This window comes from Acinetobacter sp. ANC 4648 (assembly GCF_002135345.1).
Classification (GTDB): domain Bacteria; phylum Pseudomonadota; class Gammaproteobacteria; order Pseudomonadales; family Moraxellaceae; genus Acinetobacter.
Genome location: NZ_NEGI01000005.1, coordinates 262,729 through 288,222, shown reverse-complemented (window position 1 = coordinate 288,222; position 25,494 = coordinate 262,729). Strand labels below are relative to the sequence as shown.

Below are 25,494 nucleotides of genomic sequence, written 5' to 3'. Positions count from 1 at the left end.
CGACCATTAAAATAATATCCAAGATAGGGCGATCCTCTATCTTGGTTTATGGAGATAAAAATGTCTCAACAGTTTGATTTAGTTGTAATTGGTGGTGGGCCTGGTGGTTATGAAGCAGCAATTCGTGCGGCTCAACTGGGTTTTAAAGTTGCTTGTATTGAAAAACGTATTCATAAAGGTAAACCATCTTTAGGTGGTACTTGCTTAAACGTGGGTTGTATCCCATCTAAAGCATTACTTGATTCTTCACATCGTTATGAAGATACAGTACATCACTTAGCAGATCACGGTATTACCACGGGCGACGTGAAGTTTGACCTTGCAAAATTACTTGCTCGTAAAGACAAAATTGTTGACCAATTAACGATGGGTATCGATGGCCTTTTAAAAGGTAACGGTATCGAGTGGTTAAAAGGTACAGGTAAATTGCTTGCGGGTAAAAAAGTTGAGTTTGTATCTCACGAAGGCGAAACTCAAGTTTTAGAACCGAAATTTGTCATTCTTGCGACGGGTTCTGTACCAATCAATATCCCATCAGCACCTGTTGATCAAGATATCATTGTTGACTCAACTGGCGCACTTGAATTCCAAGAAGTACCTAAGCGTTTAGGTGTGATTGGTGCTGGTGTAATTGGTCTTGAGCTTGGTTCTGTTTGGCGTCGTTTGGGTGCGGAAGTTGTTGTATTTGAAGCAATGGACGCATTCTTACCAATGGCTGATAAAGCATTGGCAAAAGACTACCAAAAACTGCTGACTAAACAGGGTCTTGATATCCGTGTAGGCGCGAAAGTTGCTGGCACAGAAGTAAATGGTTCTGAAGTTACTGTTCAGTACACACAAGGTGGCGAAGATAAAACTCAAACTTTCGATAAGTTGATTGTTTGTGTAGGCCGTCGTGCCTATGCTGAAGGTTTATTGGCAGATGATTGTGGTATCAAATTAACTGAACGTGGTTTGGTTGAAGTCAATGATTGGTGTGCGACTTCAGTTGAAGGCGTATACGCAATTGGTGACTTGGTGCGTGGTCCAATGCTTGCACATAAAGCAATGGAAGAAGGCGTAATGGCTGTTGAACGTATGCACGGTCACGCAGCACAAGTGAACTACGACACCATTATTTCAGTCATCTACACACACCCAGAAGCGGCGTGGGTAGGTTTAACTGAAGAACAAGCTAAAGAGAAAGGCCACGAAGTGAAAACTGGTCAATTCGGTTTCGCTGCAAATGGTCGTGCAATGGCAGCTGGTGAAAATGCTGGTTTCGTGAAGTTTGTTGCTGACGCGAAAACAGATCGTTTGCTTGGTATGCATGTGATTGGGCCTGCTGCGTCTGATATCGTTCACCAAGGTATGATTGCACTTGAATTTGTATCTTCTGTTGAAGATTTACAATTAATGACTTTTGGTCATCCGACATTCTCGGAAGTGGTTCATGAAGCTGCTCTGGCAGTGGATGGGCGTGCAATTCACGCGATACAGCGTAAACGTAAATAAGAAAAAAAGAGCGGCTTAGGTCGCTCTTTTTTGTTTTGGTGGTTGTGTTTAATTGAAAAATCATCTAAAAATAAAGATAAGAATTTTTAAAAATACCAATATTTATAAAGATAGACGTTTAAGTATTGGTAAGTAATAACAACGTAAATAAGTAGTAAAAAGGTAAATAAATGAATCTACACGAATATCAAGCTAAAGCACTGTTAAAAAAATATGGTATGCCCGTTCAAGAGGGTATTCTTGCACGTAATGCAGAAGAAGCAGTAGCAGCATTTGAACAATTGGGCGGTAAATTTGCAGTCATGAAAGCCCAAGTTCATGCCGGTGGTCGTGGGAAAGCGGGTGGTGTGAAAGTTGCTAAATCCAAAGAAGAAGTTGCTAATTATGCAAATAGTATTATTGGTACACGGCTGGTAACTTATCAAACCGATGCCAATGGGCAACCTGTGAATAGTCTTTTAATTTGCGAAGATGTCTATCCTGTAGTGCGCGAATTATACCTTGGTGCAGTGGTGGATCGTTCATCCCGTCGTGTGACTTTTATGGCATCGACTGAAGGTGGTGTTGAAATTGAAAAAGTTGCCGAAGAAACCCCTGAAAAAATTATAAAAGTTGAAGTCGATCCCTTAGTTGGATTGATGCCTTTTCAAGCTCGTGAAGTCGCTTTTGCTCTAGGTTTGAAAGACAAGCAAATTAATCAATTTGTGACGATTATGACTGGTGCATATAAAGCATTTGTTGAAAATGATTTTGCATTATTCGAAATTAATCCACTATCTGTTCGTGAAAATGGCGATATTCTTTGTGTTGATGCCAAAGTAGGGATTGATTCCAATGCTTTATATCGTTTACCTGAAATTGCAGCAATGCGTGATAAATCACAGGAAAATGAGCGTGAGCTAAAAGCTTCTGAATTTGACCTTAACTATGTGGCACTTGAAGGTAATATTGGCTGTATGGTCAATGGTGCTGGTCTTGCTATGGCAACGATGGACATCATTAAACTATATGGAGGACAACCAGCAAACTTCCTAGATGTTGGTGGTGGTGCAACGAAAGAGCGCGTGATTGAAGCCTTTAAAATTATTTTGTCAGATACATCTGTGCAAGCTGTTCTGATTAATATTTTTGGTGGAATTGTACGTTGTGACATGATTGCAGAAGCAATTATTGCAGCGGTTCAAGAGGTAAATGTAACAGTACCTGTGGTTGTTCGCTTGGAAGGGAATAATGCTGAATTGGGTGCTAAATTACTGGATGAATCGGGTCTTAAATTGATTTCTGCGAATGGCTTAGCCAATGCCGCAGAAAAAGTTGTTGCTGCAGTGAAAGCGTAAGGAGTATCAATCATGAGCGTATTAGTTAATAAAGACACCAAAGTATTGGTACAAGGTTTTACCGGTAAAAATGGGACATTTCATTCAGAACAAGCTATTGCTTATGGAACAAAAGTTGTCGGTGGTGTAACACCCGGAAAAGGTGGTCAAACACATATTGGCTTACCTGTATTTAATACTATGCAACAAGCTGTGAAAGAGACAGGTGCAGATGCTTCTGTAATTTATGTACCTGCGCCTTTTGTTTTAGATTCAATTGTTGAAGCGGTTGATTCAGGCATTAGTCTTATTGTTGTGATTACTGAAGGTGTACCTACTTTAGATATGCTTAAAGCAAAACGATATTTGGAAACATATGGCAATCATGCACGATTAATCGGACCAAATTGTCCAGGGATTATTACACCAGGCGAATGTAAAATAGGTATTATGCCAGGTCATATTCATCAACCGGGTAAGATAGGGATTATTTCACGTTCAGGTACTTTGACTTATGAAGCTGTTGCGCAAACAACTAAGCTAGGTTTAGGTCAGTCTACGTGTATCGGTATTGGGGGAGATCCAATTCCAGGGATGAATCAGATTGATTGCTTGAAATTATTCCAAGAAGATCCTCAAACTGAAGCCATTATTATGATTGGTGAAATCGGTGGGACTGCCGAAGAAGAAGCTGCAGAGTATATTAAGTCTCATGTAACGAAACCTGTTGTGGGCTATATTGCTGGTGTAACAGCACCGAAAGGAAAGCGTATGGGGCATGCAGGGGCGATTATTTCTGGTGGTCAAGGAACTGCCGAAGAGAAGTTTGCTGCATTTGAGAAAGCAGGAATGGCATATACACGCAGTCCAGCAGAGCTTGGTTCAACCATGTTGAAAGTACTTCAAGAAAAGGGTTTAGCTTAAATCACTAATATATAAAAAAGCCCTTACGGGCTTTTTTATTGATTTAATTTAATATTCGGATAGTGTGCAATATGATGAAAACTAATGTACATGTTTAAAGCAAGAAAATAAGTTTTAACTTAAAAACTTTTCGAACAAATAATAAACAGCTTGGTACAATAAAAAACTAAATACGCAGGAATTTTACACCTCTTCGGCTTATGTTAGAAAGATACAAGGTAGTAGTCGAGTATGCGCAATGATCAAAATAATTTTATTATTAGGTTTAGTTGCCGTTTCGTTAACTGGTTGTGTGTCATCACCTTATGATAATTATTCAAATGGTTATGATTATGGTAGTTATGGCGGTTATAATCTTTATGATTTTGGCGGTTATGACCGTGGTCATTACCAACCTGATTGGCATAATCATGAAAATAGATCGAGTCAATCGGAAGACAGAGATCATGACCGATCAAGTCATGATGGAGATAGATCAGACGGAGATGGAAACCGCTCTGGTGGAGGCCATTATGATGGAAGTGGAGCTCATTCAGGTGGAAGTTATTCTGGTAGAGGTGAAGGCAATTCAGATGGAGAGCGTGGACGATAATTCTAAATGTTGTAAAAAAGGCCCAATGAGAGCCTTTTTTTAAGTGTTTTGCTTTTGAAATAGGCCAGCTCGAACAGCTCCAGCTTTAGTTTGCTTGATCAACTGCCAACTGTTGGGAAGTTGTAAGTAGCGTAAATCACGATCTGCTTCAACATAAATATGACCCTGATTTTTAATGAGAGGATCTACAAGAGTTGCGAGTTGTTGCCATAAATCTAAGCTGTAGGGTGGGTCTAAAAAAACTAAATCGAAGTCAGTTTTTAATGTTGGAAGAGCCTGTTGTGCCGTTGTTAGCATTACTTGGCAATTTGACGATTTTAAGAGTTGAATATTTTCTTTTAAAATTTTAGCTTGGTTGTGATTCGGCTCAATCATCACCACATTTGCAGCACCACGAGATAATGCTTCAAAACTTAATGCACCTGAACCAGCGCATAAGTCTAATACTTGAGCATTTTGTACATCCCACATCAGCCAGTTAAACAGTGTTTCTCGAACACGATCAGGAGTTGGTCTTAGCCCTTCAATACTGGCAAAAGGAAGAACACGACGTTTCCATTCGCCACCAATAATACGAAGTTGATTTTTTCCCTTATTCACTAATTTCTGCCTGAGTCGTCTGTGCTGATGATTGAGTTTGAGTAGTCGGTTGATTTTGTATTGATGGAACATGCATTTGTGGTTTAGGTTTTGTTACCGTATTTGGCTGTGCATTTAAACTTACATCAGTACTTGCTAATTCGCCTGGTTTAATACCAGCAGTCATTAAGCCACCGCTGACCTCATGATTGGTCGGTAATACTGGATTCTTTTTCTTTTGCAATAACCAATAGTCGAAAATAGGTCGAGCCAATTGAGCCGCGGACCCACCATGCTTCCCATTTTCCCAAATCACGGAAATTGCAATTTCAGGATTTTCAGCGGGAGCAAATCCAACGAATAAGCCATGGTCAAGCTGACGTTCATTTAGTAATGCTTCGTTATAGCGTTTGCCTTGTGCAATACTTTTGACTTGGGCTGTCCCTGTTTTTCCTGCAATTTGATACATTGGTGTGCGAATACCACGTCCAGTACCAGATTGAATTACATCAACCATGGCATCACGCATTTTAATCCAATCTTCTTCAGTACCACTGAAATTAATTTTACCAGTAGGCGCATTCAATACTGGATGAATTTTTGCACCTTTTGTTGCACGTAAGACATGCGGAATAACATGTGCACCATGATTGGCAGTAATGGCAGTTGCCATGGCGAGTTGTAATGGTGTCGCGGTAAAAGCCCCTTGGCCAATACTCACAGAAATGGTTTCACCTTTAAGCCATTTGCTCTTTCGGGTACGCATTTTCCATTCAGGACTTGGATATAGACCTTCACTTTCACTCGGTAAGTCGACGCCTGTTTTTGCACCAAAACCAAACTGGCGCATCCAGTCGTTCATTTTCTCAATACCCATTTGATACGATAAAATATAAAAATAGGTATCACATGAAATAATAATCGATTTATGCATATTTACGCTGCCATGACCGGTTTTCTTCCAGTCACGGAATTTATGAGAATCGCCAGGTAGATGAAAATACCCGGGATCAGCAATAGCTGTTGACCAATCTACAATTTTATAATGAATACCACCTAGCGCTTCCATCGGTTTAATGGTTGAGCCGGGTGGATAGGAACCTTGCACGGCTCTGTTATAAAGCGGTTGATCTAAATTATCTCTTAAAGCACTATAGTCATCGTGACCAATACCCGTCACAAAAAGATTCGGGTTAAAACTAGGACTAGAGACTAAGGCCAGAATTTCACCTGTCCGTGGATCTATCGCGACGATTGCACCACGGCGACCCGCGAGTTGTTCTGCAGCTACAGTTTGTAATCCATAATCTAAAGATAGATATAAATCGTTCCCTCGAGTCGATTCTTTGCGGCCTAAATGACGTAATACATTACCATGAGCATCGGCTTCAATAGATTCGTAGCCGGGTGTGCCATGTAAAAGATCTTCATAGGATTTTTCAACCCCAATTTTCCCAATCAGGTTCGTGCCAGCATAAGATTCTTTGTCTATGGCTTTTAATTCTTTATCGTTAATACGCCCAACATAACCGACCACATGCGCAAACAATTCACCATGTGGATAATAACGCGTCATCTGCGTTTCAATATCTACACCAGGAAATTGAAATTTAATCTCACTGAAGCGTGCGATATCAGTTTCTGTTAAATTGAGTTTAAGGGTGACTCGCTCGGTTTTTTTTGCAGTTTTAATTCGACTATGAAAACGTTCGATATCTTCTTCAGACAAACCAATAATAGGGGTTAAGCGTTTTACAGTATCATCAGTATCCTCAACATCGGCTTTACTTAATGTCGCGGTGAAAACTGGATAGTTGTCTGCCAGTAAAATACCGTTACGATCGTAAATATAACCACGAGCCGGTGCTATGGGTTGCAAACGGATTCGATTTTTGTCTGCGGCTTCACTAAATTCTTGATGATGCACAATTTGTAAGTAGGCATAGCGCACCACCAGTAAGATCAAAAAGAATGAAACGATACCAATGGCAAAAAAGACACGACTACGAAAGATGCGCTTTTCTTGTTGAACATTTTTAAGAGGAAACTGCTGCTTCATACGTATTGGCTTTCGAACTGAATTTGAGGACTATGCGGGGCGCAACATTTTACCTCAGAATGAGAACAATGAATGTAAATAAAATAAAATACTTCTCGGTCAGAATATAGGTGACTTTGACTTTGCAGACAGTAAAATTCTAGCATTTTGTATATGAGTAGCGTGATAATTCTGTTAAAGTCAAAAAATTAAGGAAAATAGACTTGACCCATAAAATAAAAGGGACAATGGAGAAAATAATGAGAAAAATCTTTCCTTTAATTCTGCTTTTAGCAGTAGGGAACTGGGCACATGCTGAAATTTCCGATTATTTACCTGAAGCTAAATTAAAATCTGAAGATGCCGCTATGTTTAATATAGGTGCAGGCATGACGATGAAATTAGTGCATGTAAATGGTGAGTGGGTAAATCCTTATGGTATTGCCTATGTAAAACTTGGTGCATTTACGAATGATGATCATGAGTTTGGTGGTCAATTAGGCTTTCGATATCCTACTTTTCTTAATGGGACGGATAAAAATGGCTTCTATGTAGGTGCATATGCGGGGCAGATTAAAAGTAAATCTACAGGCAAAACTGGCGATAAGACCCAATTGGGAGTAGGTGCCGATTTAGCTTATGTTTTATTAAATAAAGAACGTATTAGCACTTTTAGTATTGGTATGGGTGCTGGTAATAAAGTTACTTCAGGGAATACTATCGTATTTGAGGCTCGACCAGAATTTCAAGCGTCTTATTCATTAAGTTTTGGATTTTAGTTACTTATTAGAATTGATAATCCGTCATCGACCGCAAATAGAAATAAATACGAGAGTCATGCATGTTTGAATACGTTAGTGATTTGTGGCAAGCCTTTACAAGTAGACCAGATCATCTCGCAATTTTAAGTATTATTCCTGTCACAGCATTTGTCACTTGGGCACATGTTTGGATGGCACTTAAAATGGTATTTTATCCAATTAAGTTCTGGGGCTTTCACATTGGACCATTACCTGTAGGGTGGCAGGGGATTGTGCCACGTAAAGCGGGACGTATATCGGGCATTATTACAGACAATACCTTATCTAAATTGGGGTCGTTGAATGAATTTCTTCAAGCGATGGATCCTGAGGATATGGCACGTATCATTGGTGAACAAGTCGGTTTTGAACTTGAACACTTAATTGACGAAGTGATGCTTGAGCGGAATGCAGTATTGTGGGAAAACTTACCGTATTCAATTAAGCGCCGAATTTATTCTCAAGCACAACGAGAAATGCCTGAAATTTTAAAAGGCCTAGTGACTGAATTAACTATGAACGTTGAGTCACTGGTGAACATGAAAGAAATGATTGTTCGTCAAATGGAAGGTGACCGTCGTTTAATGGTGCGAATGTTCCTAAAAGTGGGACAGAAAGAAATTAATTTTATTTGGCATATTAGTGCTGTGATTGGTAGTTTCTTTGGTATTTTCCAAATGTTTGTATATGTGTATGTGCCACAACATTGGACTGTGCCATTTTTTGCTGCCGTTTGGGGTTTTCTAACCAACTGGATTGCCATTTGGATGGTATTTAATCCCATTGAACCACATTTAGTACGTTATCCACAGTTTTTTGCACGAACTCAAGATCATAAATTTCCTTGGATTAAGCCTATAATTCCACGTATTGGTACGTATAATGTACAGGGTGCATTTATGAAACGCCAAGAAGAAGTATCAGATGTCTTTGCAAGTGTAGTGACAGAAGACTTGATCACGCTAAAATCCATTATGACTGAAATGATGTATGGGCCAAAGAAAGATAAGACACGCCGTATTATCAAACGTCATGTCAATGGTATTATGGAAACTCCATTAATTCGTACGGCATTACAATTGTCAATAGGGCCAACTGAGTATGCTAAGTTAAAGACAGACTTGATTGATCGCTCAATTGAAATTACGATGGTACCTGTATGCGACCCCGCCTTTAATGCGAGCCGTGCACAGAAAATTTTTCAAATGTTTAGAGAGCGAATTCGTGAATTAACACCCAAGGAATTTCAGAACTTATTGCGTCCTGCATTTCAGGAAGATGAATGGATTTTGATTGTACTCGGTGGTGTAACTGGATTTTTTGCAGGCTTAATACATTTGTTTGTGGCTTTCTTATAATTAGATGCTGAGGCGATGTTGATTTTTTCTTATAGAGTGAAAGTCAACATCGTGAAAGTTATCATACACATTGTTTTAAATGAGGATGTTTTTTTATGCGCATTATATTACTCGGACCACCTGGGGCAGGTAAAGGTACACAAGCTCAGTTGATCTGTAAGCGCTACGATATCCCACAAATTTCAACCGGTGATATGCTCCGTGCTGCAATTCGTGAAGGTACTGAATTAGGTCTTAAAGCTAAAAGTGTAATGGATGCTGGCGGTCTAGTATCTGATGAACTGATTATTGGTTTGGTGAAAGAACGTATTGCACAACCTGATTGTGTCAATGGTTGTATCTTTGACGGTTTCCCGCGCACGATTCCTCAAGCTGAAGCGCTTGAGAGTGAAGGGATTACGATCGATCACGTAATTGAAATTGAAGTCCCTGATGAAGAAATCGTAAAACGTCTTTCAGGACGTCGTCAGCATGCAGCATCAGGTCGTATTTACCACACCATCTATAACCCACCTAAAGTGGAAGGTAAAGATGATGAAACGGGTGAAGATCTAATTCAGCGTCCAGATGATCTAGAAGCAACAATTCGTAAGCGTTTAAGTTCGTATCATACAGAAACTGAACAATTGGTTGGTTTCTATCAAGGTCGTGCTGCTTCAGGTGAAAATGCACCGACTTATGACAAACTTGATGGCCTACGTGCGATTGACGATGTGCAAAAAGAATTGTTTGCGATCTTAGATAAATAAGACGACATACATAAAACAATTAAAGCGTTTGATTGAATGCTTTGACAATAAAAGAGTCCTAAGTCATATTAGGGCTCTTTTATTTTGATGATGTGGAGTAAAGGCTTTGTTGAAAGTTGCACTTATGGTGATGGTGGTCTTAAGTATCGCATTATTACTTTTTTTATTTTATCAAAGTCAAAAATTACTTCGACAAACACAGAAACAAGCAGTGCAGGAACGACGTCAGTTAAAAGGGAATTATCAGATTCATCCTCAACTTGCAGAAGAGCAAAAAAAACTTGAACAAATGAAAAAGAAAAAGGCGGATAAAAACCAGTGAGCCGAACGGGCTAAATACTAAAATTTAGCCTACATTCTCAATATTATGAATCTTGATTGGACGCGCAGCGCCAAAGTCAAACCGATCTGGCCAATTACACACATCTGAAACAATGCATTCATTACATTTAGGTTTGCGAGCAATACAACAATAGCGGCCATGTAAAATCAGCCAATGATGTGAGTCTAGAATAAATTCTTTGGGAATGACTTTCATGAGTCGTTGTTCCACTTCTAAGACATTTTTTCCGACTGCAAGTCCAGTCCGATTCCCGACACGAAAAATATGGGTATCTACAGCCATGGTCGGTTGACCAAAGGCCGTATTCAGCACCACATTCGCCGTTTTACGGCCTACACCGGGTAAGGCTTCTAAATCTGCACGATTATTGGGAACTTGGCTATTATGCTTTTCAATGAGTATTTTGCAGGTCTTAATAACATTCTCAGCTTTGGCGTTATATAAACCAATCGTTTTAATATATTGTTTAAGACCTTCCACACCGAGTGCATATATGGCCTTAGGTGTATTGGCAACAGGGAAAAGCTTATCTGTTGCTTTATTGACGCTGATATCGGTGGCTTGTGCAGACAGGGTAACAGCAACCAAGAGTTCAAATGGGCTAGAATAATTCAGTTCAGTTTTGGGGTGTGGACGTTGTTCGCGTAAGCGTTCAAAAAATATTTGAATCTGCTTTTTAGTCATATTCTTTACAGCCATACTTATACTTCCTGTAAAGCTAATAATTGTAGTTGTAATTCATGTAGTTGCTGTTGTTTTTTAGCATCAGCACGGACGCTTAATTGTTTTTCTAACTTTTTAATGTGCGTACGTAATTTTGCCAGTTCGATGGTGGTTTTAGCATCAATTTGTGGGGGTGTGATTTCTACTTTTTGTATCACTTTAATTGTAGTTAATGCTTTATTTTGCTGAGTCATTTGGGAAAAAAGTGCGGAATCAATTGCAGCACGAACGACAGGTCCTTTACGATGAGTATGTCGTTTTTCTTCACGTTGGATGTGAGCATAATAGCGATTGCGTAAATCATTTTCCTCTATAATTCGAATATGTTCCATCGGCACTGGTCGAGTATCTTCAATTAAATCAATACAATCGACCGGACAGGGGGGAATACACAGTTCACATCCAGTACATAGGTCTGTCAATATCGTATGCATAAGTTTGCCTGAACCAATAATCGCATCGACAGGGCAAGCACTGATGCATTTGGTACAACCAATACATTCATCTTCACGTATAACTGCTTTCATTCTCTGTGGTCGACCATCAGACTGAATTGGCCAAATACTTTCTTCTGCAATGAGTGCTTCTCTATGGAGTAATAGAGCCAATGCATCTGCGACAGGTTGTCCACCTGGAATGCATTTATTTGCCGCTTCGCCTTCAGCAATAGATTTTGCATAAGGTAAACAACCATCTCTATGCCCACAGAGCCCACATTGGGTTTGAGGAAGTAAGACATCAATTTGTTGAATGAGTGAAATTTGCAGTGTCATGATGAGAATAAAACTTATAAAAAACGAAAAAATTCTGAACCGAATAGTTCAAAAATATGAGGGAATATTAGCATGATTTAGCAGACTTTGCTGTGCGCTATTTCGGATCTAAAAATGCGCTATTTTAAAACAATAAAATCAATCAGTCATACAACGAAAATTGATCAAATTGACAAAAATGACTCGTTAGATTGAAAATTAAGTTATTGAAATATAATATTATTGAAAAATACTTGTTAAAAAGTGTTGTAGATTGTGTACAAAAGATATTAAATACTTTGCGCCAAAATATTACATACATTTGAATAGTTTGACCAATTTTGATACACCCTTTTGCTGAGGATTGAGCGTTGAAATATACTAACCTGAATGACTTCTTAAATTACGTGCAATCACGTGATCCAAACCAACCAGAATTTTTACAAGCGGTTGAAGAAGTAATGACCAGTTTATGGCCATTTATTGAAAAGCACCCACAATATGCAGACTATGGTTTACTTGAACGTTTAGTCGAGCCTGAACGTGCAATTCAATTTCGTGTGTCATGGATTGATGATCAAGGACAAACTCAAGTTAATCGTGCTTTCCGCGTTCAATATAATTCTGCAATTGGCCCATTTAAGGGGGGGATGCGTTTCCATCCATCCGTGAATTTGTCTATTCTTAAATTTTTAGGCTTTGAGCAAACCTTTAAAAATGCTTTAACGACATTGCCTATGGGTGGTGGTAAAGGTGGTTCTGATTTTAACCCTAAGGGTAAATCAGAAGGCGAAATTATGCGTTTCTGCCAAGCATTAATGGTAGAACTTTATCGCCATTTAGGTTCAAATACTGATATCCCAGCGGGTGATATTGGTGTGGGTGGTCGTGAAGTTGGTTACATGGCAGGTATGATGAAGAAGCTCAGCAATGACACTTCATGCGTATTTACGGGTAAAGGTTTATCTTTTGGTGGTTCATTGGCACGTCCTGAAGCCACTGGTTTTGGTACAGTTTACTTTGCTGAAGAGATGCTTAAAACACGTGGTGAAAGCTTCCAAGGTAAAGTTGTTGCTATTTCAGGTTCTGGTAACGTTGCACAGTATGCAGCTGAAAAAGCAATATTTTTAGGTGCGAAAGTGGTTTCACTTTCAGATTCTAACGGTACTGTATATTTGAAAGATGGTTTCACGGATGAACTTCTGGTTGAAGTGATGGATCTGAAAAATGTAAAACGTGGTCGTATTTCTGAATTTGCATCTAAGCACGGGTTTGAATATTTTGAAGGACGTCGTCCTTGGGGTATTAAGTGTGATATCGCATTACCATGTGCAACTCAAAATGAATTGACTGAAGAAGATGCGGTTACGCTTCTTGAAAATGGTGTGATTTGTGTGGCTGAAGGTGCAAACATGCCTTCAACTTTAGCAGCTGTTGAAAAATTCGTAGAAGCGAATATTCTTTATGCGCCAGGTAAAGCATCAAATGCAGGCGGTGTTGCAACCTCTGGTCTAGAAATGTCGCAAAATTCATTGCGTTTAGGTTGGACGTTTGAAGAAGTCGATGAGCGTTTACACGCGATTATGAAAGAAATTCATCGCAACTGTGTGAAGTTCGGTACGAAAGAAGATGGTACGGTTAACTATGTTGATGGTGCAAATATTGCTGGCTTTGTAAAAGTTGCTGATGCAATGTTGGCGCAAGGTGTATTCTAAGTTCTAGAATATTCTAAAGAAAAAACCGATGCAGTTGCATCGGTTTTTTTATGCAACGATTATTTCTTAGTGATTGTCTCACGTTCAATAATCATATCTTGCACATAAGCATATTTCGATTGATCTGCAGCTGGGTTTTTAATTTCATAGCGTTTTACACGAACAATTTGACGCTCAGAAGGCATGTGTGTGAATCCTTCAATATGGTTGTAAAATAGCGTCCAGTCCTTATCTACTGGTGACTTAACCCCATTCTCTGCATATTTGATTTCACGGACTTGTAAGCAGGTCTGTGGTGCAACCCCAGAACATTGTTTCGTTTCAGGCGAGATTTCTAAAAAGATCGTTTCTGCTTGACTCTGATATTGTGTTTCAGGGGTCATTTTTCCTTCAAATACAACTTTTTGACCTGTTGCATCAATAATCGTTAGAGTCGGTTTATTTACATCTTGTGTATCTAAAACAAAAGGAATGGTACGTTTACCAAAAAGTGAACTTGAGAATTGTTCTTGTTTCATCAATTCTGGTGAACATGCCATCATAGTCGACATTAAGTCAGCAGTGACAATTTGACCTTTTTCAATTTTCCAAGTTGTACCTTGAGTATTACAACCAGTTGCAATACTTAAACGTTGTTGATCATCAAAGTTCAACACGATTGGCTTATTCGTACCTTGTGGTTGAAATGACCATTGGTAAGCAGAAAGTGTTTTATCCGCATTACTTTGCTGTTGTAATACTTTCACGGCAGTCTCTTTGACAGTATTTATATCACTTGATTGGCAAGCGGCTAAAGCGAAAGGAAATAGGGCAATGACTAAATATTTGAATTTCATCTTTTAAATAATTTCTTACAAAACTTAAGTTTAGCTTAAAGCAAAAACATTGAAAAGATATGGATAAATTTTTGGTTTTAAGTTTCAAAATGTATCTATCGAGCTAATATTTAGACAGTAAGTTACAAAAAAATATCATTAATCAAAGCGATAGATATCCATACCTAAAGCACCCATCGAGAAACTACTGTGCACTATGCTAAAACGATGACCTGTACCCATTGCAAAAAACAGTGGGGCAAAGTGTTCTATAGTCGGATGATTACGATTGATATAAGGAAGTGTTTCCCAAGCCAAGATCGCAGCATAATCACTATGATTGAGTTTGTTGACCACATCATTTCTAAAGGTGGATGCCCATTCTGGAACAGATGAATCCTGGCCTTGCCATGAAAGTTCAGCTAAGTTATGCGTAATGCTGCCTGAACCAATCAATAGAATCTGCTGTTCACGTAATACTGCAAGGGTTTGTCCAATCTTATAAATCTCATCAGCCTTCATAAGCATTGGTAAAGAAATTTCAATGACTGGAATATCTGCATCGGGATACATATGTAGCAGTGGCATCCAGACCCCATGATCACGTGGGCGTGTACTATTGGCATGTGCAGATATGTGTGCCTCTGCTAAGAGTTTCAAAATCTGTTCTGCAAGCTCTGGATTTCCAGCTGCTGGATAACGCATTTCATAAAGCTCTGCTGGGAAACCACGGAAGTCATGCCATGTTTCAGGACGAATAGCAGTACTGACTTCTAAGGCCTTACTTTCCCAATGTGCTGACATCACTACAATTGCGACGGGTTTAGGTAAGTTTAAACTTAAACGATGCAGTGCAGGGCCAACTTGTTCCGGATCAAGCGCAAGCATAGGTGAACCATGAGAAATAAATAAACCGGGGAGTGTTTGTAAGTTCATATCTATACGCCTAATTTGTAGAACAGAGCATCATAATGCAGAAAAAAATGGTGTGAATAAAGCGCTGGGCATTCAACGTATTGTTTTAAAAATGCAACGCTATGAACAGTCGTATTTAGCCTGCACGATGATAAGGGTATTTAGCCTGCACGATGATAAGGATGATTATGATTAATACTCATGGCTCGATAGAGTTGTTCAATCAGCATGACACGAACCAATGGATGTGGCAGGGTAAGTTTTGACAGTGACCAATGCCATGCCGCAGCTTTACGTACTGTTTCAGAATGGCCATCAGGGCCACCAATTGCAAGAACGATATCATTTCCTTCTAGCATCCAACTTTGCATAGTCTCGGCGAGCTTTTCGGTGCTAAATTCACGGCCACCAACTTCTAATGCAATTAAAACTTCATTGCTTTTAACGGCATTTAAGATGCTATCGCCTTCGATTTGACAATATTTCAAAATATCCGCTTCAGAATCATTTTTGCCACGTTTAGCCATAGGTAATTCAATAATTTGAGTTTGTACAAAAGGTTGAATTCGTTTGAAGTAGTCTTCAAAGCCAGTAAGAACCCATGCAGGCATTTTTTGACCAATAGTCAGAATTCGAATTTTCATAACAATATCAACTTAAAATATTCAGCTAATTATAGCGTTGAATTGTGTGTTGAGTGACGTTGTAAAGATGAATGATTTAAAAATCAGGGTGAATTAATATGTGCAAAGATAAGCATTAGTGCAGAAAGAAACGAGAAATATATTGAGCTGTTTTACGTAAGTAATAAACAGCGTAGTTGTTGAGGCTGATCAGTACCATGTCTGTTTTAGAATTGGTTGGTATATAGTCTATGAAAAAATTGGCTTACTAAACAAAATATGTCGTCGACTTTAAATATTAATGAAATATGTAATGGATGATTAGGTACTTATAATTTTATTTGAGCAATGATCGTCGTCAATAGATAAAAAAACGCAGTCCTAAAGGGGTTAATAGGACTGCGTTTTAACGCCTCTCATTCTGGAGAAATAGAAAAGCGTTAAAAAACTGGAATTACTACAGATGTGATCTTACTGATTTATATATGGCGTTAATTAGAGGTTTTTCAAGTCAATTGTGACTAGAAAACTACGATTCTATTGAAAAAAATTGCGGATTAAGAGCCTTAATCCTTAAACGATCAAACCTTTTGTGTTGAGTTATTGCATGGAGTGGATTCCAAATATATTTCCCTCAGTATCGATGGCTAATACGATAAAACCATATTCACCAATCGACATTCTCGCTTGATGAATGATTCCACCTGCATTTTCGATACGTGATGCTTCAATCGCACAGTCTTGACTTGTAAAATAAATAATTGTGCTGTTACCACCTGCAACAATACCCTCCATTTGCACTAATGCACCGGTAGTACCATATTGATTCATATCTGATGGAAAAGCCCACATTTGCATGGTGCTATTGCTTGGGGCATTGAGTGGATTTAATTGTACATTGAGGATGGTTTGATAAAATTGTTTAGCTCGTTCCATATCATTGACATAGATTTCGAACCAACAGACTGGATTGGTCATGAGATATTCCTTTTTAGACGGGGAATGCTTTTGAACCTTCTTGTTGATATTTTAGGCTGATGTGCTGAGCTAAAACTTAAATGTACTTTTTGAAACAAAAAAATGAGAGCCGAAGCTCTCACTTTTTATTCTATTGATTAATGGCGCGCTGCTTTGCCTTCATCAGCTGCTTTTACAATAGGTGCTTTAACCAATGGAGTTGGTTTTTCAATTAAAGCAAGAGCTAGAATCTCATCGATACTTTTCACAGCTTTAATTTCTAAACCTTCTTTAACATTATCTGGAATCTCAACAAGATCACGAACATTTTCTTGTGGAATGAAGACCAGTTTAATGCCACCACGGTGTGCAGCTAAAAGTTTCTCTTTTAAGCCACCAATGCGCATAGCACGACCACCGAGGTTGGTTTCACCTGTCATGGCAATATCTGCACGAATTGGAATTCCTGTAAATGCAGAAACCAAGGCCGTAGTAAGTGCTAAACCTGCAGATGGACCATCTTTTGGAGTCGCACCTTCTGGTAAATGTACGTGAATATCTGTTTCTTCAAATCTTGAAGCGTCAATACCAAGTTCATCTGCACGAGTACGAACTACGGTCATTGCTGCGGTAATCGATTCTTTCATGACATCACCGAGTGAACCGGTAGTAATGAATTTGCCTTTACCTTTCACCGCTGCAACTTCAATTGAAAGTAACTCACCGCCTACAGAGGTCCAAGCTAAGCCATTGACACGACCTACTTGAGCTTCATCTTCCGCCATACCATAGTCGAACTTATGTACACCTAAGTATTCAGGTAAGTTCTCAGCAGTGACTTCGATATGTAAGTTTTTGGATTTTTTACTAACGGCTTCTTTTACAACTTTACGGGCAATCTTAGACACTTCACGTTCTAAGCTACGCACACCTGCTTCACGAGTATAACGGCGCACGATGTCACGAATGGCTTCTTCATGTATAGTCAATTCTTTTCCACGTAGACCATTGTTCTTAATCGCTTTAGGAACAAGATAACGGTCTGCGATATTAACTTTTTCATCTTCGGTATAACCCGGTAGACGAATCACTTCCATACGGTCAAGTAAAGCTTCAGGAATATTCATACTGTTTGCAGTACAAATGAACATCACTTCAGAAAGGTCAAGATCAAGATCTAAATAATGATCGTTAAACTTACTGTTTTGCGATGGATCAAGAACCTCAAGCAGTGCAGAAGCAGGATCACCACGATAATCTTGTGCCATTTTGTCAATTTCATCGAGTAAGAACAATGGATTCTTTACGCCGACTTTAGTTAACGATTGCACAATTTTACCTGGCATCGCACCGATATAGGTACGACGGTGACCACGGATTTCTGCTTCATCACGTACGCCACCTAAGGCCATACGTACAAATTCACGACCAGTCGCTTTGGCAACAGATTCACCCAACGAGGTTTTACCTACACCAGGAGGTCCTACTAAACAAAGAATCGGGCCTTTCAGTTTTTTCACGCGAGATTGAACTGCGAGATATTCAACAATGCGTTCTTTAACTTCATCTAAACCATAATGATCTGCGTCTAGAATTTCCTGAGCTTTGGCCAAGTTAATGCTAACTTTGCTGGCTTTATTCCAAGGCGTATCTAAAATTGCCTCGACATAATTACGCACGACAGCAGCTTCACTTGAAGCAGGTTGCATTGCTTTGAGTTTACGAAATTCACTTTCAGCTTTTTTACGCACATGTTCAGGTAAGTCTGCTTCTGCAAGACGTTTTTCAATTTCTGCAACGTCGTCTTCAGCTCCGCCGTTCATGTCAGAAAGTTCACGCTGAATTACTTTCATCTTTTCATTGAGGAAGTATTCGCGTTGGTTTTTTTCCATTTGGCGTTTTACGCTGTCATGTAAAGTTTGTTCAATTTGTTGCTCTTCAGACTGTTGCAATAAATAGACCATTAACTCTTGTAAGTGTTCTTCAAATTCATCGTGTTCTAAAAATTTTTGTTTAATATCAATATTCAAAGGTACACGTGTTGCGACAAAGAATAATAATTGCAGTAAATCTTCAATTTTATTCGCAGCAGCAATTAATTCGCGTGCATTGCGTAATTTTGCTTCAGCATATTGCGCGAATAAAGCACGTAATTCTTCGATACGAGCAACTTGAGTATCTTTATCAACAGATACTGTCATCGGGCTAGGTGCATGTTCAGCAGATAAATACTCATCATTTTCGATGATTTTAACCAGCTTAGAACGGTGTAAGCCTTCAATTAATACTTTTATACAGTTTTCATCATTTTCGTGATTCACAACTTGCACGATTTTCGCGACAGTACCGTATTGATAAAGGTTGTCGTGATCAATTTCTTCTGTAAGCGAATCTCTTTGTGCAACTACAAATACTAAATTGTCACTGTTACGCGCCACGTCAACTGCATTGATCGATTTTTCGCGACCGACAAATAACGCAATTTGCATGTGTGGATAGACCACAACATCGCGGAGCGCTAAAAGTGGTAATACGCTTGGAACCTGTGGTTCTAAGCTAGTTTCATTCATAATAATTTCAGACATGGGCACTCCTAATGAGTAACAATGGTGTTGCCATGTTTTTATAGTGATGTGTATTTGAAAAAATACAAGGGCTTTGCCAAATAAAATGTATAAAAAATGCTAAGTATTTGATTGTTTAATGGTCGTGCTAAAGCCTATTGGCTGAAATGACGTTTAAAGCGATAACCTGTAGTCGGTGTAAGCAATGCATCGATAGGTTGATCCCATGCATTGCGAATTAAAGGATGTTGACTTAACTGAAAATCATGGGCTAAACCTAAACGATAAGGCTGGTACGGAGCAGAGGCTAAAGTACGATCATAAAATCCGCCACCCATGCCGATGCGTGTACCTGTTTGGTCGTATATGAGTAACGGCATAATGAGTAGATCAAGTTGTGATACGGGAAGTCCACGACTTGCCATAGGTTCGAGCATACCTAAACGATGCATAGAAAAACGTTTATTTTTATATAATTGTCGTGTAATACGAATCCAAACCAACCGTTGGTTCATATTACAAATCATGGGTAAGTAAACTGCTTTATGTTGTGTGAAACAATATTCAATAATTTTGTGAGTAAAAACCTCTCCAAAGGCATGTAAGTACACACCAATTTTATGACTATTTTTGAATTTTGGATATTGCCTTAACCGATTGAGTATTGCATTTTCAGTCTGCCTTTGTTGAAACGTAGAGACCTTTAGACGTTTTTTTCTGAGTTTTTGTCTTAAGGCTAAAATCTGGTTCGACATACTTAAGTAGTTAATGATGATGCAATGATTCAATCATAATTGAAAATAGCTTAAAAAAGAAAATAAAGTGGGGGATACTCATCATTGAATGGTCATTCTCAATAAGATACTTTTAATTTAGCAATGAAATATGCATGAAATGATGAGTGCTTTTATCCGTTATTTTGAATTAATTTTAGAATAAAAAGTTATTTTTATGGATGAATATAACTTTAGAGTAGGAGTATTAGGGGGGATATTTCATGAGATTATTCTAATGCTGATGACTCTTAATTAAATTAATTTAAACATCATCTTAAATAGGTTTTATCTTTTCTGACCAAAGTTGGGTTGTGGAAGCCAATTCAAGTTGAAAATAATTTATATATGGTAAACATGAATTTCCCGTCAAGTGTTATGGATGATAAACAAAAATAATAGGATAAAATATGACACAGTTTAAGCTTGTCGAGCATGATATTTCGCAATTAAAAGGGTTTAAAGTTTCGTTATTGGCGTTGGCATTAACAGCGATAACGGTATGTTGTAATTTTTCACATGCAGCTGCGGTTGCAACAAAACTAGATTTAACCTTATCGGAACATTCTAAGAAAAAAATTAAGAGCTTAATGAATGATCCAAAAGTTTGGCAACAAATTCCTAAACAAGTGACGTTATGTGTGTACTCACCTGATGGTGCGAATGGCGAGGCATTTGAACAAGCCACCTCTTATATTAGTGAATTACCTCGAATGGCATCTGTCGCAAAAGAGTTGGGGGTGGATATGAAATTAACCCGTCCCTCAAAATTACAAATGAATATTGATTTAAATTATCCAAAACTTAAAAAAACAGCATCAACAACGATTAACTTGAAAGTGTATACCGATGAACGAGTACTGACTGAAGATTTCCGTAGTAAAAAATGTGATGGAGCCGGTATTAGTAATATTCGAGCACGTCAATTTAACCCATTTGTTGGCAGTATTGATGCTATTGGTGCTGTACAAAATTATAAGCAATTAACCACAGTGATACAGATTTTGGCACGGCCTGAGTTTGATGCCAAAATGGTCAATAAAGATTATGAAGTAGTTGGTATTGTTCCTCTTGGCGCTGCATATATTATGGTTAATGATCGTCGAATAGATACATTGGCAAAAGCTGCGGGTAAAAAAGTAGCAGTTATGAACTTTGATGGAACACAGAAAAAATTAGTGCAAAATGTTGGGGCACAACCTGTATCCGTTGATCTATTAACGGTGGGTGGGAAGTTTAATAATAAAGAAGTTGAGGTAATGGCAGGCCCCGCACTATTATTTAAACCGCTTGAACTGTACAAGGGAATGACTGATAAATCAGGTAAAGTTGTCGGTGGAATTATTAAATTTCCATTAATTCAAGTGACTGGCACACTGATTATGCATCGCAATAAATTCCCTGTAGGCATGGGATCGATTGCGCGTGAAATTATATCAAAACAATTAAGTCCTGCTTTTCAGTTTGTAGAAAAAATAGAGAATGATATCCCTAATAAGTACTGGATGGATATCTATGAGTCTGATAAACCTGGTTATATAAAAATTATGCGTGAAGCTCGGATTCAAATGACCAAAGAAGGTTTTTATGATGCATCAATGATGAAAATTTTGAAAAAAGTACGTTGTGGGCAAAATCCAAGTAGTTTTGAATGTGCGTTAAATGATGAGTAATAGTAATGATTAAATCCTCATTTTTGTAATGAGATAATTTTCTTCCCTGTCAACTTGAGGGTTTATGGAGGGATTTTGTTTAATGAGTATTTATATTTTAATGGGGAGTAAAACAGAATAACTGATCTATTTTGATCTTATTTTTAATTAAACGGTTACAGCATATTTTTTAAAGTTCTGACGATAATTATCTTTTCGGTCAAAGTAGCTGAGACAGTTGCTTTACATGAGGATTTTGAATTTTTGGTTGATCCAATGGTTTAAAAATATTGAAATTTATCTGCGAGTTTTGAATCAATCTTGATACTTAAATCTTATAAAAAGTATCTCGATAAAAGAATATACAGATTTATATATCTTCTTTTGTTTTTCACAGGTTATATTCAAAATTAAATATCAATATCCAATATTACGTATTAAATGTACTTGTGTTTATATGTATATACCTTTAATTGTGTACAGCGTAAACTAATCAAAATAAGTGTCTTGTAAACGAGTATATACATGTCTAATATAAAGAAGCCTAAATCTGATTTAGAGCTTTCAATTGATGAAAATAGTCCAATCCCAATTTATATGCGGGTCAAGCAATTGATTTCATCCCAAATTAATAAAGGCGTTTGGACAACAAATCAAAAAATTCCTTCAGAAAGTGAATTGGTAAAACAACTTGGCTGTAGCCGAATGACAGTCAACAGAGCACTGAGAGAATTAACAGCTGAAGGGATGTTAGTGCGTGTACAAGGTGTGGGTTCTTTTGTGGCAGAAAGCCAAGGTCAAACGGCATTATTTCAAATTCATAATATTGCAGATGAAATTACAGCCCGTAACCATCAGCATCGTGCAGAGGTATTGGTTTTAGAAAGTATTCAAGCGGATTCGTTACAGAGTTTGCAAATGCAAGTCCAAGAATATCAACCTTTATTCCATTCTATTATTGTACATTTTGAAAATGATATTCCAATCCAAATAGAAGACCGACTCGTTAATTCATTTTTGGTACCTGATTATTTAAAACAAGATTTCACGCAGATTACACCGAATGCTTACCTCATGGCGCATGCACCAGTAACTGAAGGCGAACATATTGTTAAAGCCGTTTTAGTTTCAGCGCAAGAATCGAAATGGTTAAAAATTAATAAAGCTGAACCTTGTTTACTTATTTGTCGTAGAACATGGTCAAATAAAAATTTGATTTCTAGCGCACGTCTTATTTATCCAGGTCATCGTTATCATTTGGAAGGAAAATTTACGCTATGATCCAAGTGCTTACACAACAGCATTATAAAAAAATGCCTTGGAAAAATGGTCTGGGTTTCACTTTAGAAGTTGCTCGAAGTCATGGTGTAGGCTTAGATGATTTTGATTGGCGCGTATCGATTGCCGATGTCAAAACGGCAGGACAGTTTTCATATTTTAAAAATAAGCAACGGATTCTTGGGGTGCTTGAAGGTCAGGGGCTGACTTTACAGATTGATCAAATTAGAAAAGTGAGCTTAGAACAAAAACAATTTTTTGCATTTCATGGGGAAAGTGAGGTCTGCGCAGAATTATTGTCTGGTGAAATTAGAGACTTTAATCTGATTTATAATCCTCAAAAAATTGCTGCTCGATTACAATGGATTAATAGTACTCAGGTGTCATCAGTGATCAGTGATGCAAAACACATTCTGATCTTCAATGCCGCTAAGCAGCTCGATATTGAAATAGGTATAACAACGCAATCATTATTAGCGTATGAGACTTTAAATATTACCTCTGTATCTGCTCAAGCAACGTGTTTAAATTTCAACTCAAAAGATTCTTTCGATTTTTGTTTGATTGAATTATTTCCAGCATAAATACATATTTGTATATCTTTAAAGGTGTGTAATTTTTATTACATGCCTTTTTTTATTTATAAAAATCAAAATTATATAAAATAATTTAAAAAATTGATTTTAAAGTGAGTTTTTATATAGTATATATATGTATATACAAGTTAATACATTTTAATTTTCATAGTCACGATCACTATGGAACAGTTTGTAAGAAAGGAGTCTTTTTATGATTAATGCTGAACTTTATCGAGATGTAGAAATTCGTGCACCAAGAGGCACAAAACTAAATGCAAAGAGCTGGCTCACTGAAGCACCTTTACGCATGTTGATGAATAATCTTGACCCTGATGTTGCTGAAAACCCAAAAGAATTAGTGGTATATGGTGGTATTGGTCGTGCTGCGCGTAACTGGGAATGCTATGACAAAATTGTTGGAACACTAAAACAATTAGAAGATGATGAAACCTTATTAGTTCAATCGGGTAAACCAGTCGGTGTATTTAAAACGCATAGCAATGCGCCACGTGTTTTAATTGCGAACTCGAATTTAGTACCGCATTGGGCAAATTGGGAACATTTCAATGAGCTAGATGCGAAAGGTTTGGCAATGTATGGCCAAATGACTGCAGGCTCGTGGATCTACATTGGTAGCCAGGGTATTGTTCAAGGGACTTACGAAACATTTGTTGAAGCTGGTCGTCAGCATTTTAATGGTGACTTAACTGGTCGCTGGGTGCTTACTGCTGGTTTAGGTGGTATGGGTGGTGCTCAACCCCTTGCTGCAACTTTAGCTGGTGCATGTTCTTTAAATATTGAGTGTCAACAAGTCAGTATTGATTTTCGTTTACGTACTCGTTATGTAGATGAGCAAGCAACTGATTTAGATGATGCTTTAGCACGAATTGCAAAATACACAGCTGAAGGTAAAGCAGTTTCAATTGCATTGCATGGTAATGCTGCAGAAATTCTACCTGAGTTGGTCCGTCGTGGGGTTCGTCCAGATATGGTCACTGACCAAACAAGTGCACATGATCCATTAAACGGTTATTTACCGATTGGTTGGACTTGGGAAGAATATAAGGAACGTGCAAAAACAGAACCACAGGTAGTAACTAAAGCGGCAAAACAATCAATGGCGCAACACGTTCAAGCCATGCTCGATTTTCAAGCACAAGGCATTGCAACATTTGACTATGGTAATAATATTCGTCAAATGGCAAAAGAAGAAGGCGTGGAAAATGCGTTTGATTTCCCAGGCTTTGTTCCAGCATATATCCGCCCATTATTCTGTCGTGGTATTGGGCCATTCCGTTGGGTTGCACTTTCAGGTGATCCTGAAGACATCTATAAAACCGATGCGAAAGTAAAAGAGCTAATAGCTGATGATGCACATTTACATCATTGGTTAGATATGGCGCGTGAACGCATTAGCTTCCAAGGTTTACCAGCACGTATTTGTTGGGTGGGTCTAGGTTTGCGTGCGAAACTTGGTTTAGCATTTAATGAAATGGTACGTAGTGGTGAATTATCTGCACCAATCGTGATTGGTCGTGACCATTTAGATTCAGGTTCAGTTTCTAGTCCAAACCGTGAAACAGAGTCTATGCAAGATGGTTCAGATGCAGTTTCAGATTGGCCATTATTGAATGCATTGTTGAACACAGCTGGTGGTGCGACTTGGGTATCATTGCATCATGGCGGTGGTGTAGGTATGGGCTTCTCTCAACATTCAGGCGTGGTAATTGTCTGTGATGGTACAGATGAAGCCGCTGAACGTATTGCTCGCGTACTGACTAATGACCCTGCAACAGGTGTGATGCGTCACGCTGATGCTGGTTATGACATTGCAGTGAACTGTGCCAAAGAACAAGGCTTAAACTTGCCAATGATTACGGGTTAATCTAGTCATTAATGAGTTATCCAACAGGTTGTTATCGATGCGTTCGGTAACAACCTGATTAGATTGTGATG

At 38.3% G+C, this 25,494-nt stretch carries 23 protein-coding genes; 13 read left to right on the top strand and 10 right to left on the bottom strand.

What is annotated here, in order from left to right:
* Positions 1-60: 60 nt before the first annotated feature.
* The 4 genes from lpdA (at position 61) to B9T27_RS10835 (ending at position 4,326) form a co-directional block, all read left to right on the top strand.
* Positions 61-1,494, top strand: coding sequence for a dihydrolipoyl dehydrogenase (lpdA, locus tag B9T27_RS10850; RefSeq protein WP_086206836.1), 1,434 nt, complete (start codon positions 61-63; stop codon positions 1,492-1,494).
* Between the two features lie 170 nt (positions 1,495-1,664).
* Positions 1,665-2,831 carry an ADP-forming succinate--CoA ligase subunit beta gene (sucC, locus tag B9T27_RS10845; RefSeq protein ID WP_086206835.1) on the top strand — a complete coding sequence of 389 codons (1,167 nt, stop codon included), beginning with the start codon at positions 1,665-1,667 and terminating at the stop codon, positions 2,829-2,831.
* A 12-nt stretch (positions 2,832-2,843) separates the two neighbouring features.
* Positions 2,844-3,734: a succinate--CoA ligase subunit alpha gene (gene sucD / locus B9T27_RS10840; protein ID WP_086206834.1), complete on the top strand. Its 891-nt coding sequence runs from the start codon at positions 2,844-2,846 to the stop codon at positions 3,732-3,734.
* A 238-nt stretch (positions 3,735-3,972) separates the two neighbouring features.
* Entirely contained in the window at positions 3,973-4,326 is a 354-nt protein-coding gene (locus B9T27_RS10835) for a hypothetical protein (protein WP_143222578.1), read from the top strand.
* 39 nt (positions 4,327-4,365) lie between these two features.
* Here the strand turns inward: B9T27_RS10835 and rsmD are convergent, their stop codons facing one another.
* Complete coding sequence (gene rsmD, locus B9T27_RS10830; RefSeq protein ID WP_228146207.1) at positions 4,366-4,926, bottom strand: 16S rRNA (guanine(966)-N(2))-methyltransferase RsmD; 561 nt, start codon at positions 4,924-4,926, stop codon at positions 4,366-4,368.
* Entirely contained in the window at positions 4,919-6,964 is a 2,046-nt protein-coding gene (gene mrdA, locus B9T27_RS10825; protein WP_086206831.1) for a penicillin-binding protein 2, read from the bottom strand. The genes rsmD and mrdA overlap by 8 nt, the downstream gene beginning before the upstream one ends.
* Before the next feature lie 239 nt (positions 6,965-7,203).
* Between mrdA and B9T27_RS10820 the strand changes: the two genes are divergently transcribed.
* The 4 genes from B9T27_RS10820 to B9T27_RS10805 all read left to right on the top strand — a co-directional run bounded on the left by B9T27_RS10820 (position 7,204) and on the right by B9T27_RS10805 (position 10,172).
* Positions 7,204-7,722, top strand: a complete 519-nt coding sequence (locus B9T27_RS10820; protein ID WP_086206830.1) for a hypothetical protein — start codon at positions 7,204-7,206, stop codon at positions 7,720-7,722.
* 62 nt (positions 7,723-7,784) lie between these two features.
* Positions 7,785-9,101, top strand: a complete 1,317-nt coding sequence (locus B9T27_RS10815; RefSeq protein ID WP_086206829.1) for a hypothetical protein — start codon at positions 7,785-7,787, stop codon at positions 9,099-9,101.
* 95 nt (positions 9,102-9,196) lie between these two features.
* Entirely contained in the window at positions 9,197-9,850 is a 654-nt protein-coding gene (gene adk, locus B9T27_RS10810) for an adenylate kinase (RefSeq protein ID WP_086206828.1), read from the top strand.
* Positions 9,851-9,956: 106 nt separating this feature from the next.
* The gene (locus tag B9T27_RS10805) at positions 9,957-10,172 is read left to right on the top strand and encodes a hypothetical protein (RefSeq protein ID WP_086206827.1); all 216 of its coding nucleotides are present in this window, start codon (positions 9,957-9,959) and stop codon (positions 10,170-10,172) included.
* A 24-nt stretch (positions 10,173-10,196) separates the two neighbouring features.
* Here B9T27_RS10805 and nth read toward each other — a convergent pair whose 3' ends face one another.
* Positions 10,197-10,892 (bottom strand): endonuclease III, encoded by a 696-nt coding sequence (gene nth / locus B9T27_RS10800; RefSeq protein ID WP_086206826.1) that lies wholly within the window; start codon positions 10,890-10,892, stop codon positions 10,197-10,199.
* 2 nt (positions 10,893-10,894) lie between these two features.
* Positions 10,895-11,689, bottom strand: coding sequence for an RnfABCDGE type electron transport complex subunit B (locus B9T27_RS10795; RefSeq protein WP_086206825.1), 795 nt, complete (start codon positions 11,687-11,689; stop codon positions 10,895-10,897).
* Positions 11,690-12,039: 350 nt separating this feature from the next.
* Between B9T27_RS10795 and gdhA the strand changes: the two genes are divergently transcribed.
* Positions 12,040-13,383: an NADP-specific glutamate dehydrogenase gene (gene gdhA, locus B9T27_RS10790; RefSeq protein ID WP_086206824.1), complete on the top strand. Its 1,344-nt coding sequence runs from the start codon at positions 12,040-12,042 to the stop codon at positions 13,381-13,383.
* A 59-nt stretch (positions 13,384-13,442) separates the two neighbouring features.
* Here gdhA and B9T27_RS10785 read toward each other — a convergent pair whose 3' ends face one another.
* From B9T27_RS10785 to B9T27_RS10760, 6 genes are all read right to left on the bottom strand, one after another.
* Positions 13,443-14,219: an META and DUF4377 domain-containing protein gene (locus B9T27_RS10785; RefSeq protein WP_086206823.1), complete on the bottom strand. Its 777-nt coding sequence runs from the start codon at positions 14,217-14,219 to the stop codon at positions 13,443-13,445.
* A 138-nt stretch (positions 14,220-14,357) separates the two neighbouring features.
* Positions 14,358-15,134, bottom strand: a complete 777-nt coding sequence (locus tag B9T27_RS10780) for a dioxygenase (RefSeq protein WP_086206822.1) — start codon at positions 15,132-15,134, stop codon at positions 14,358-14,360.
* A gap of 140 nt (positions 15,135-15,274) precedes the next feature.
* Positions 15,275-15,757, bottom strand: coding sequence for a 23S rRNA (pseudouridine(1915)-N(3))-methyltransferase RlmH (gene rlmH / locus B9T27_RS10775; protein ID WP_086206821.1), 483 nt, complete (start codon positions 15,755-15,757; stop codon positions 15,275-15,277).
* A 579-nt stretch (positions 15,758-16,336) separates the two neighbouring features.
* Positions 16,337-16,714, bottom strand: a complete 378-nt coding sequence (locus B9T27_RS10770; RefSeq protein WP_086206820.1) for a VOC family protein — start codon at positions 16,712-16,714, stop codon at positions 16,337-16,339.
* Between the two features lie 137 nt (positions 16,715-16,851).
* Positions 16,852-19,278, bottom strand: a complete 2,427-nt coding sequence (lon, locus tag B9T27_RS10765) for an endopeptidase La (protein WP_086206819.1) — start codon at positions 19,276-19,278, stop codon at positions 16,852-16,854.
* A 134-nt stretch (positions 19,279-19,412) separates the two neighbouring features.
* Positions 19,413-20,012: a 5-formyltetrahydrofolate cyclo-ligase gene (locus tag B9T27_RS10760; protein WP_086206818.1), complete on the bottom strand. Its 600-nt coding sequence runs from the start codon at positions 20,010-20,012 to the stop codon at positions 19,413-19,415.
* A 428-nt stretch (positions 20,013-20,440) separates the two neighbouring features.
* Between B9T27_RS10760 and B9T27_RS10755 the strand changes: the two genes are divergently transcribed.
* The 4 genes from B9T27_RS10755 (at position 20,441) to hutU (ending at position 25,423) form a co-directional block, all read left to right on the top strand.
* The gene (locus B9T27_RS10755; RefSeq protein ID WP_143222577.1) at positions 20,441-21,703 is read left to right on the top strand and encodes a putative solute-binding protein; all 1,263 of its coding nucleotides are present in this window, start codon (positions 20,441-20,443) and stop codon (positions 21,701-21,703) included.
* 504 nt (positions 21,704-22,207) lie between these two features.
* A complete protein-coding gene (gene hutC, locus B9T27_RS10750) occupies positions 22,208-22,963 on the top strand; it encodes a histidine utilization repressor (protein WP_086206817.1) in 756 nt (251 codons plus the stop codon).
* Positions 22,960-23,544 carry a HutD family protein gene (locus tag B9T27_RS10745; protein ID WP_086206816.1) on the top strand — a complete coding sequence of 195 codons (585 nt, stop codon included), beginning with the start codon at positions 22,960-22,962 and terminating at the stop codon, positions 23,542-23,544. Before hutC ends, B9T27_RS10745 begins: the two co-directional genes overlap by 4 nt.
* Before the next feature lie 205 nt (positions 23,545-23,749).
* On the top strand, positions 23,750-25,423 hold the full coding sequence (gene hutU / locus B9T27_RS10740) for a urocanate hydratase (protein ID WP_086206815.1): 1,674 nt from the start codon (positions 23,750-23,752) through the stop codon (positions 25,421-25,423).
* Positions 25,424-25,494: the final 71 nt, after the last annotated feature.

Bases quoted from the DNA above. Each gene is read 5' to 3' on its own strand.
- rlmH (WP_086206821.1), bottom strand. From the start codon at position 15,757: ATGAAAATTCGAATTCTGACTATTGGTCAAAAAATGCCTGCATGGGTT.
- adk (WP_086206828.1), top strand. From the start codon at position 9,197: ATGCGCATTATATTACTCGGACCACCTGGGGCAGGTAAAGGTACACAA.
- B9T27_RS10785 (WP_086206823.1), bottom strand. From the start codon at position 14,219: ATGAAATTCAAATATTTAGTCATTGCCCTATTTCCTTTCGCTTTAGCC.
- B9T27_RS10745 (WP_086206816.1), top strand. From the start codon at position 22,960: ATGATCCAAGTGCTTACACAACAGCATTATAAAAAAATGCCTTGGAAA.
- B9T27_RS10770 (WP_086206820.1), bottom strand. From the start codon at position 16,714: ATGACCAATCCAGTCTGTTGGTTCGAAATCTATGTCAATGATATGGAA.
- B9T27_RS10755 (WP_143222577.1), top strand. From the start codon at position 20,441: ATGACACAGTTTAAGCTTGTCGAGCATGATATTTCGCAATTAAAAGGG.
- B9T27_RS10760 (WP_086206818.1), bottom strand. From the start codon at position 20,012: ATGTCGAACCAGATTTTAGCCTTAAGACAAAAACTCAGAAAAAAACGT.
- sucD (WP_086206834.1), top strand. From the start codon at position 2,844: ATGAGCGTATTAGTTAATAAAGACACCAAAGTATTGGTACAAGGTTTT.
- hutU (WP_086206815.1), top strand. From the start codon at position 23,750: ATGATTAATGCTGAACTTTATCGAGATGTAGAAATTCGTGCACCAAGA.
- B9T27_RS10795 (WP_086206825.1), bottom strand. From the start codon at position 11,689: ATGACACTGCAAATTTCACTCATTCAACAAATTGATGTCTTACTTCCT.
- B9T27_RS10835 (WP_143222578.1), top strand. From the start codon at position 3,973: ATGATCAAAATAATTTTATTATTAGGTTTAGTTGCCGTTTCGTTAACT.
- nth (WP_086206826.1), bottom strand. From the start codon at position 10,892: ATGGCTGTAAAGAATATGACTAAAAAGCAGATTCAAATATTTTTTGAA.
- sucC (WP_086206835.1), top strand. From the start codon at position 1,665: ATGAATCTACACGAATATCAAGCTAAAGCACTGTTAAAAAAATATGGT.
- B9T27_RS10815 (WP_086206829.1), top strand. From the start codon at position 7,785: ATGTTTGAATACGTTAGTGATTTGTGGCAAGCCTTTACAAGTAGACCA.
- B9T27_RS10780 (WP_086206822.1), bottom strand. From the start codon at position 15,134: ATGAACTTACAAACACTCCCCGGTTTATTTATTTCTCATGGTTCACCT.
- lon (WP_086206819.1), bottom strand. From the start codon at position 19,278: ATGTCTGAAATTATTATGAATGAAACTAGCTTAGAACCACAGGTTCCA.
- lpdA (WP_086206836.1), top strand. From the start codon at position 61: ATGTCTCAACAGTTTGATTTAGTTGTAATTGGTGGTGGGCCTGGTGGT.
- hutC (WP_086206817.1), top strand. From the start codon at position 22,208: ATGTCTAATATAAAGAAGCCTAAATCTGATTTAGAGCTTTCAATTGAT.
- mrdA (WP_086206831.1), bottom strand. From the start codon at position 6,964: ATGAAGCAGCAGTTTCCTCTTAAAAATGTTCAACAAGAAAAGCGCATC.
- B9T27_RS10820 (WP_086206830.1), top strand. From the start codon at position 7,204: ATGAGAAAAATCTTTCCTTTAATTCTGCTTTTAGCAGTAGGGAACTGG.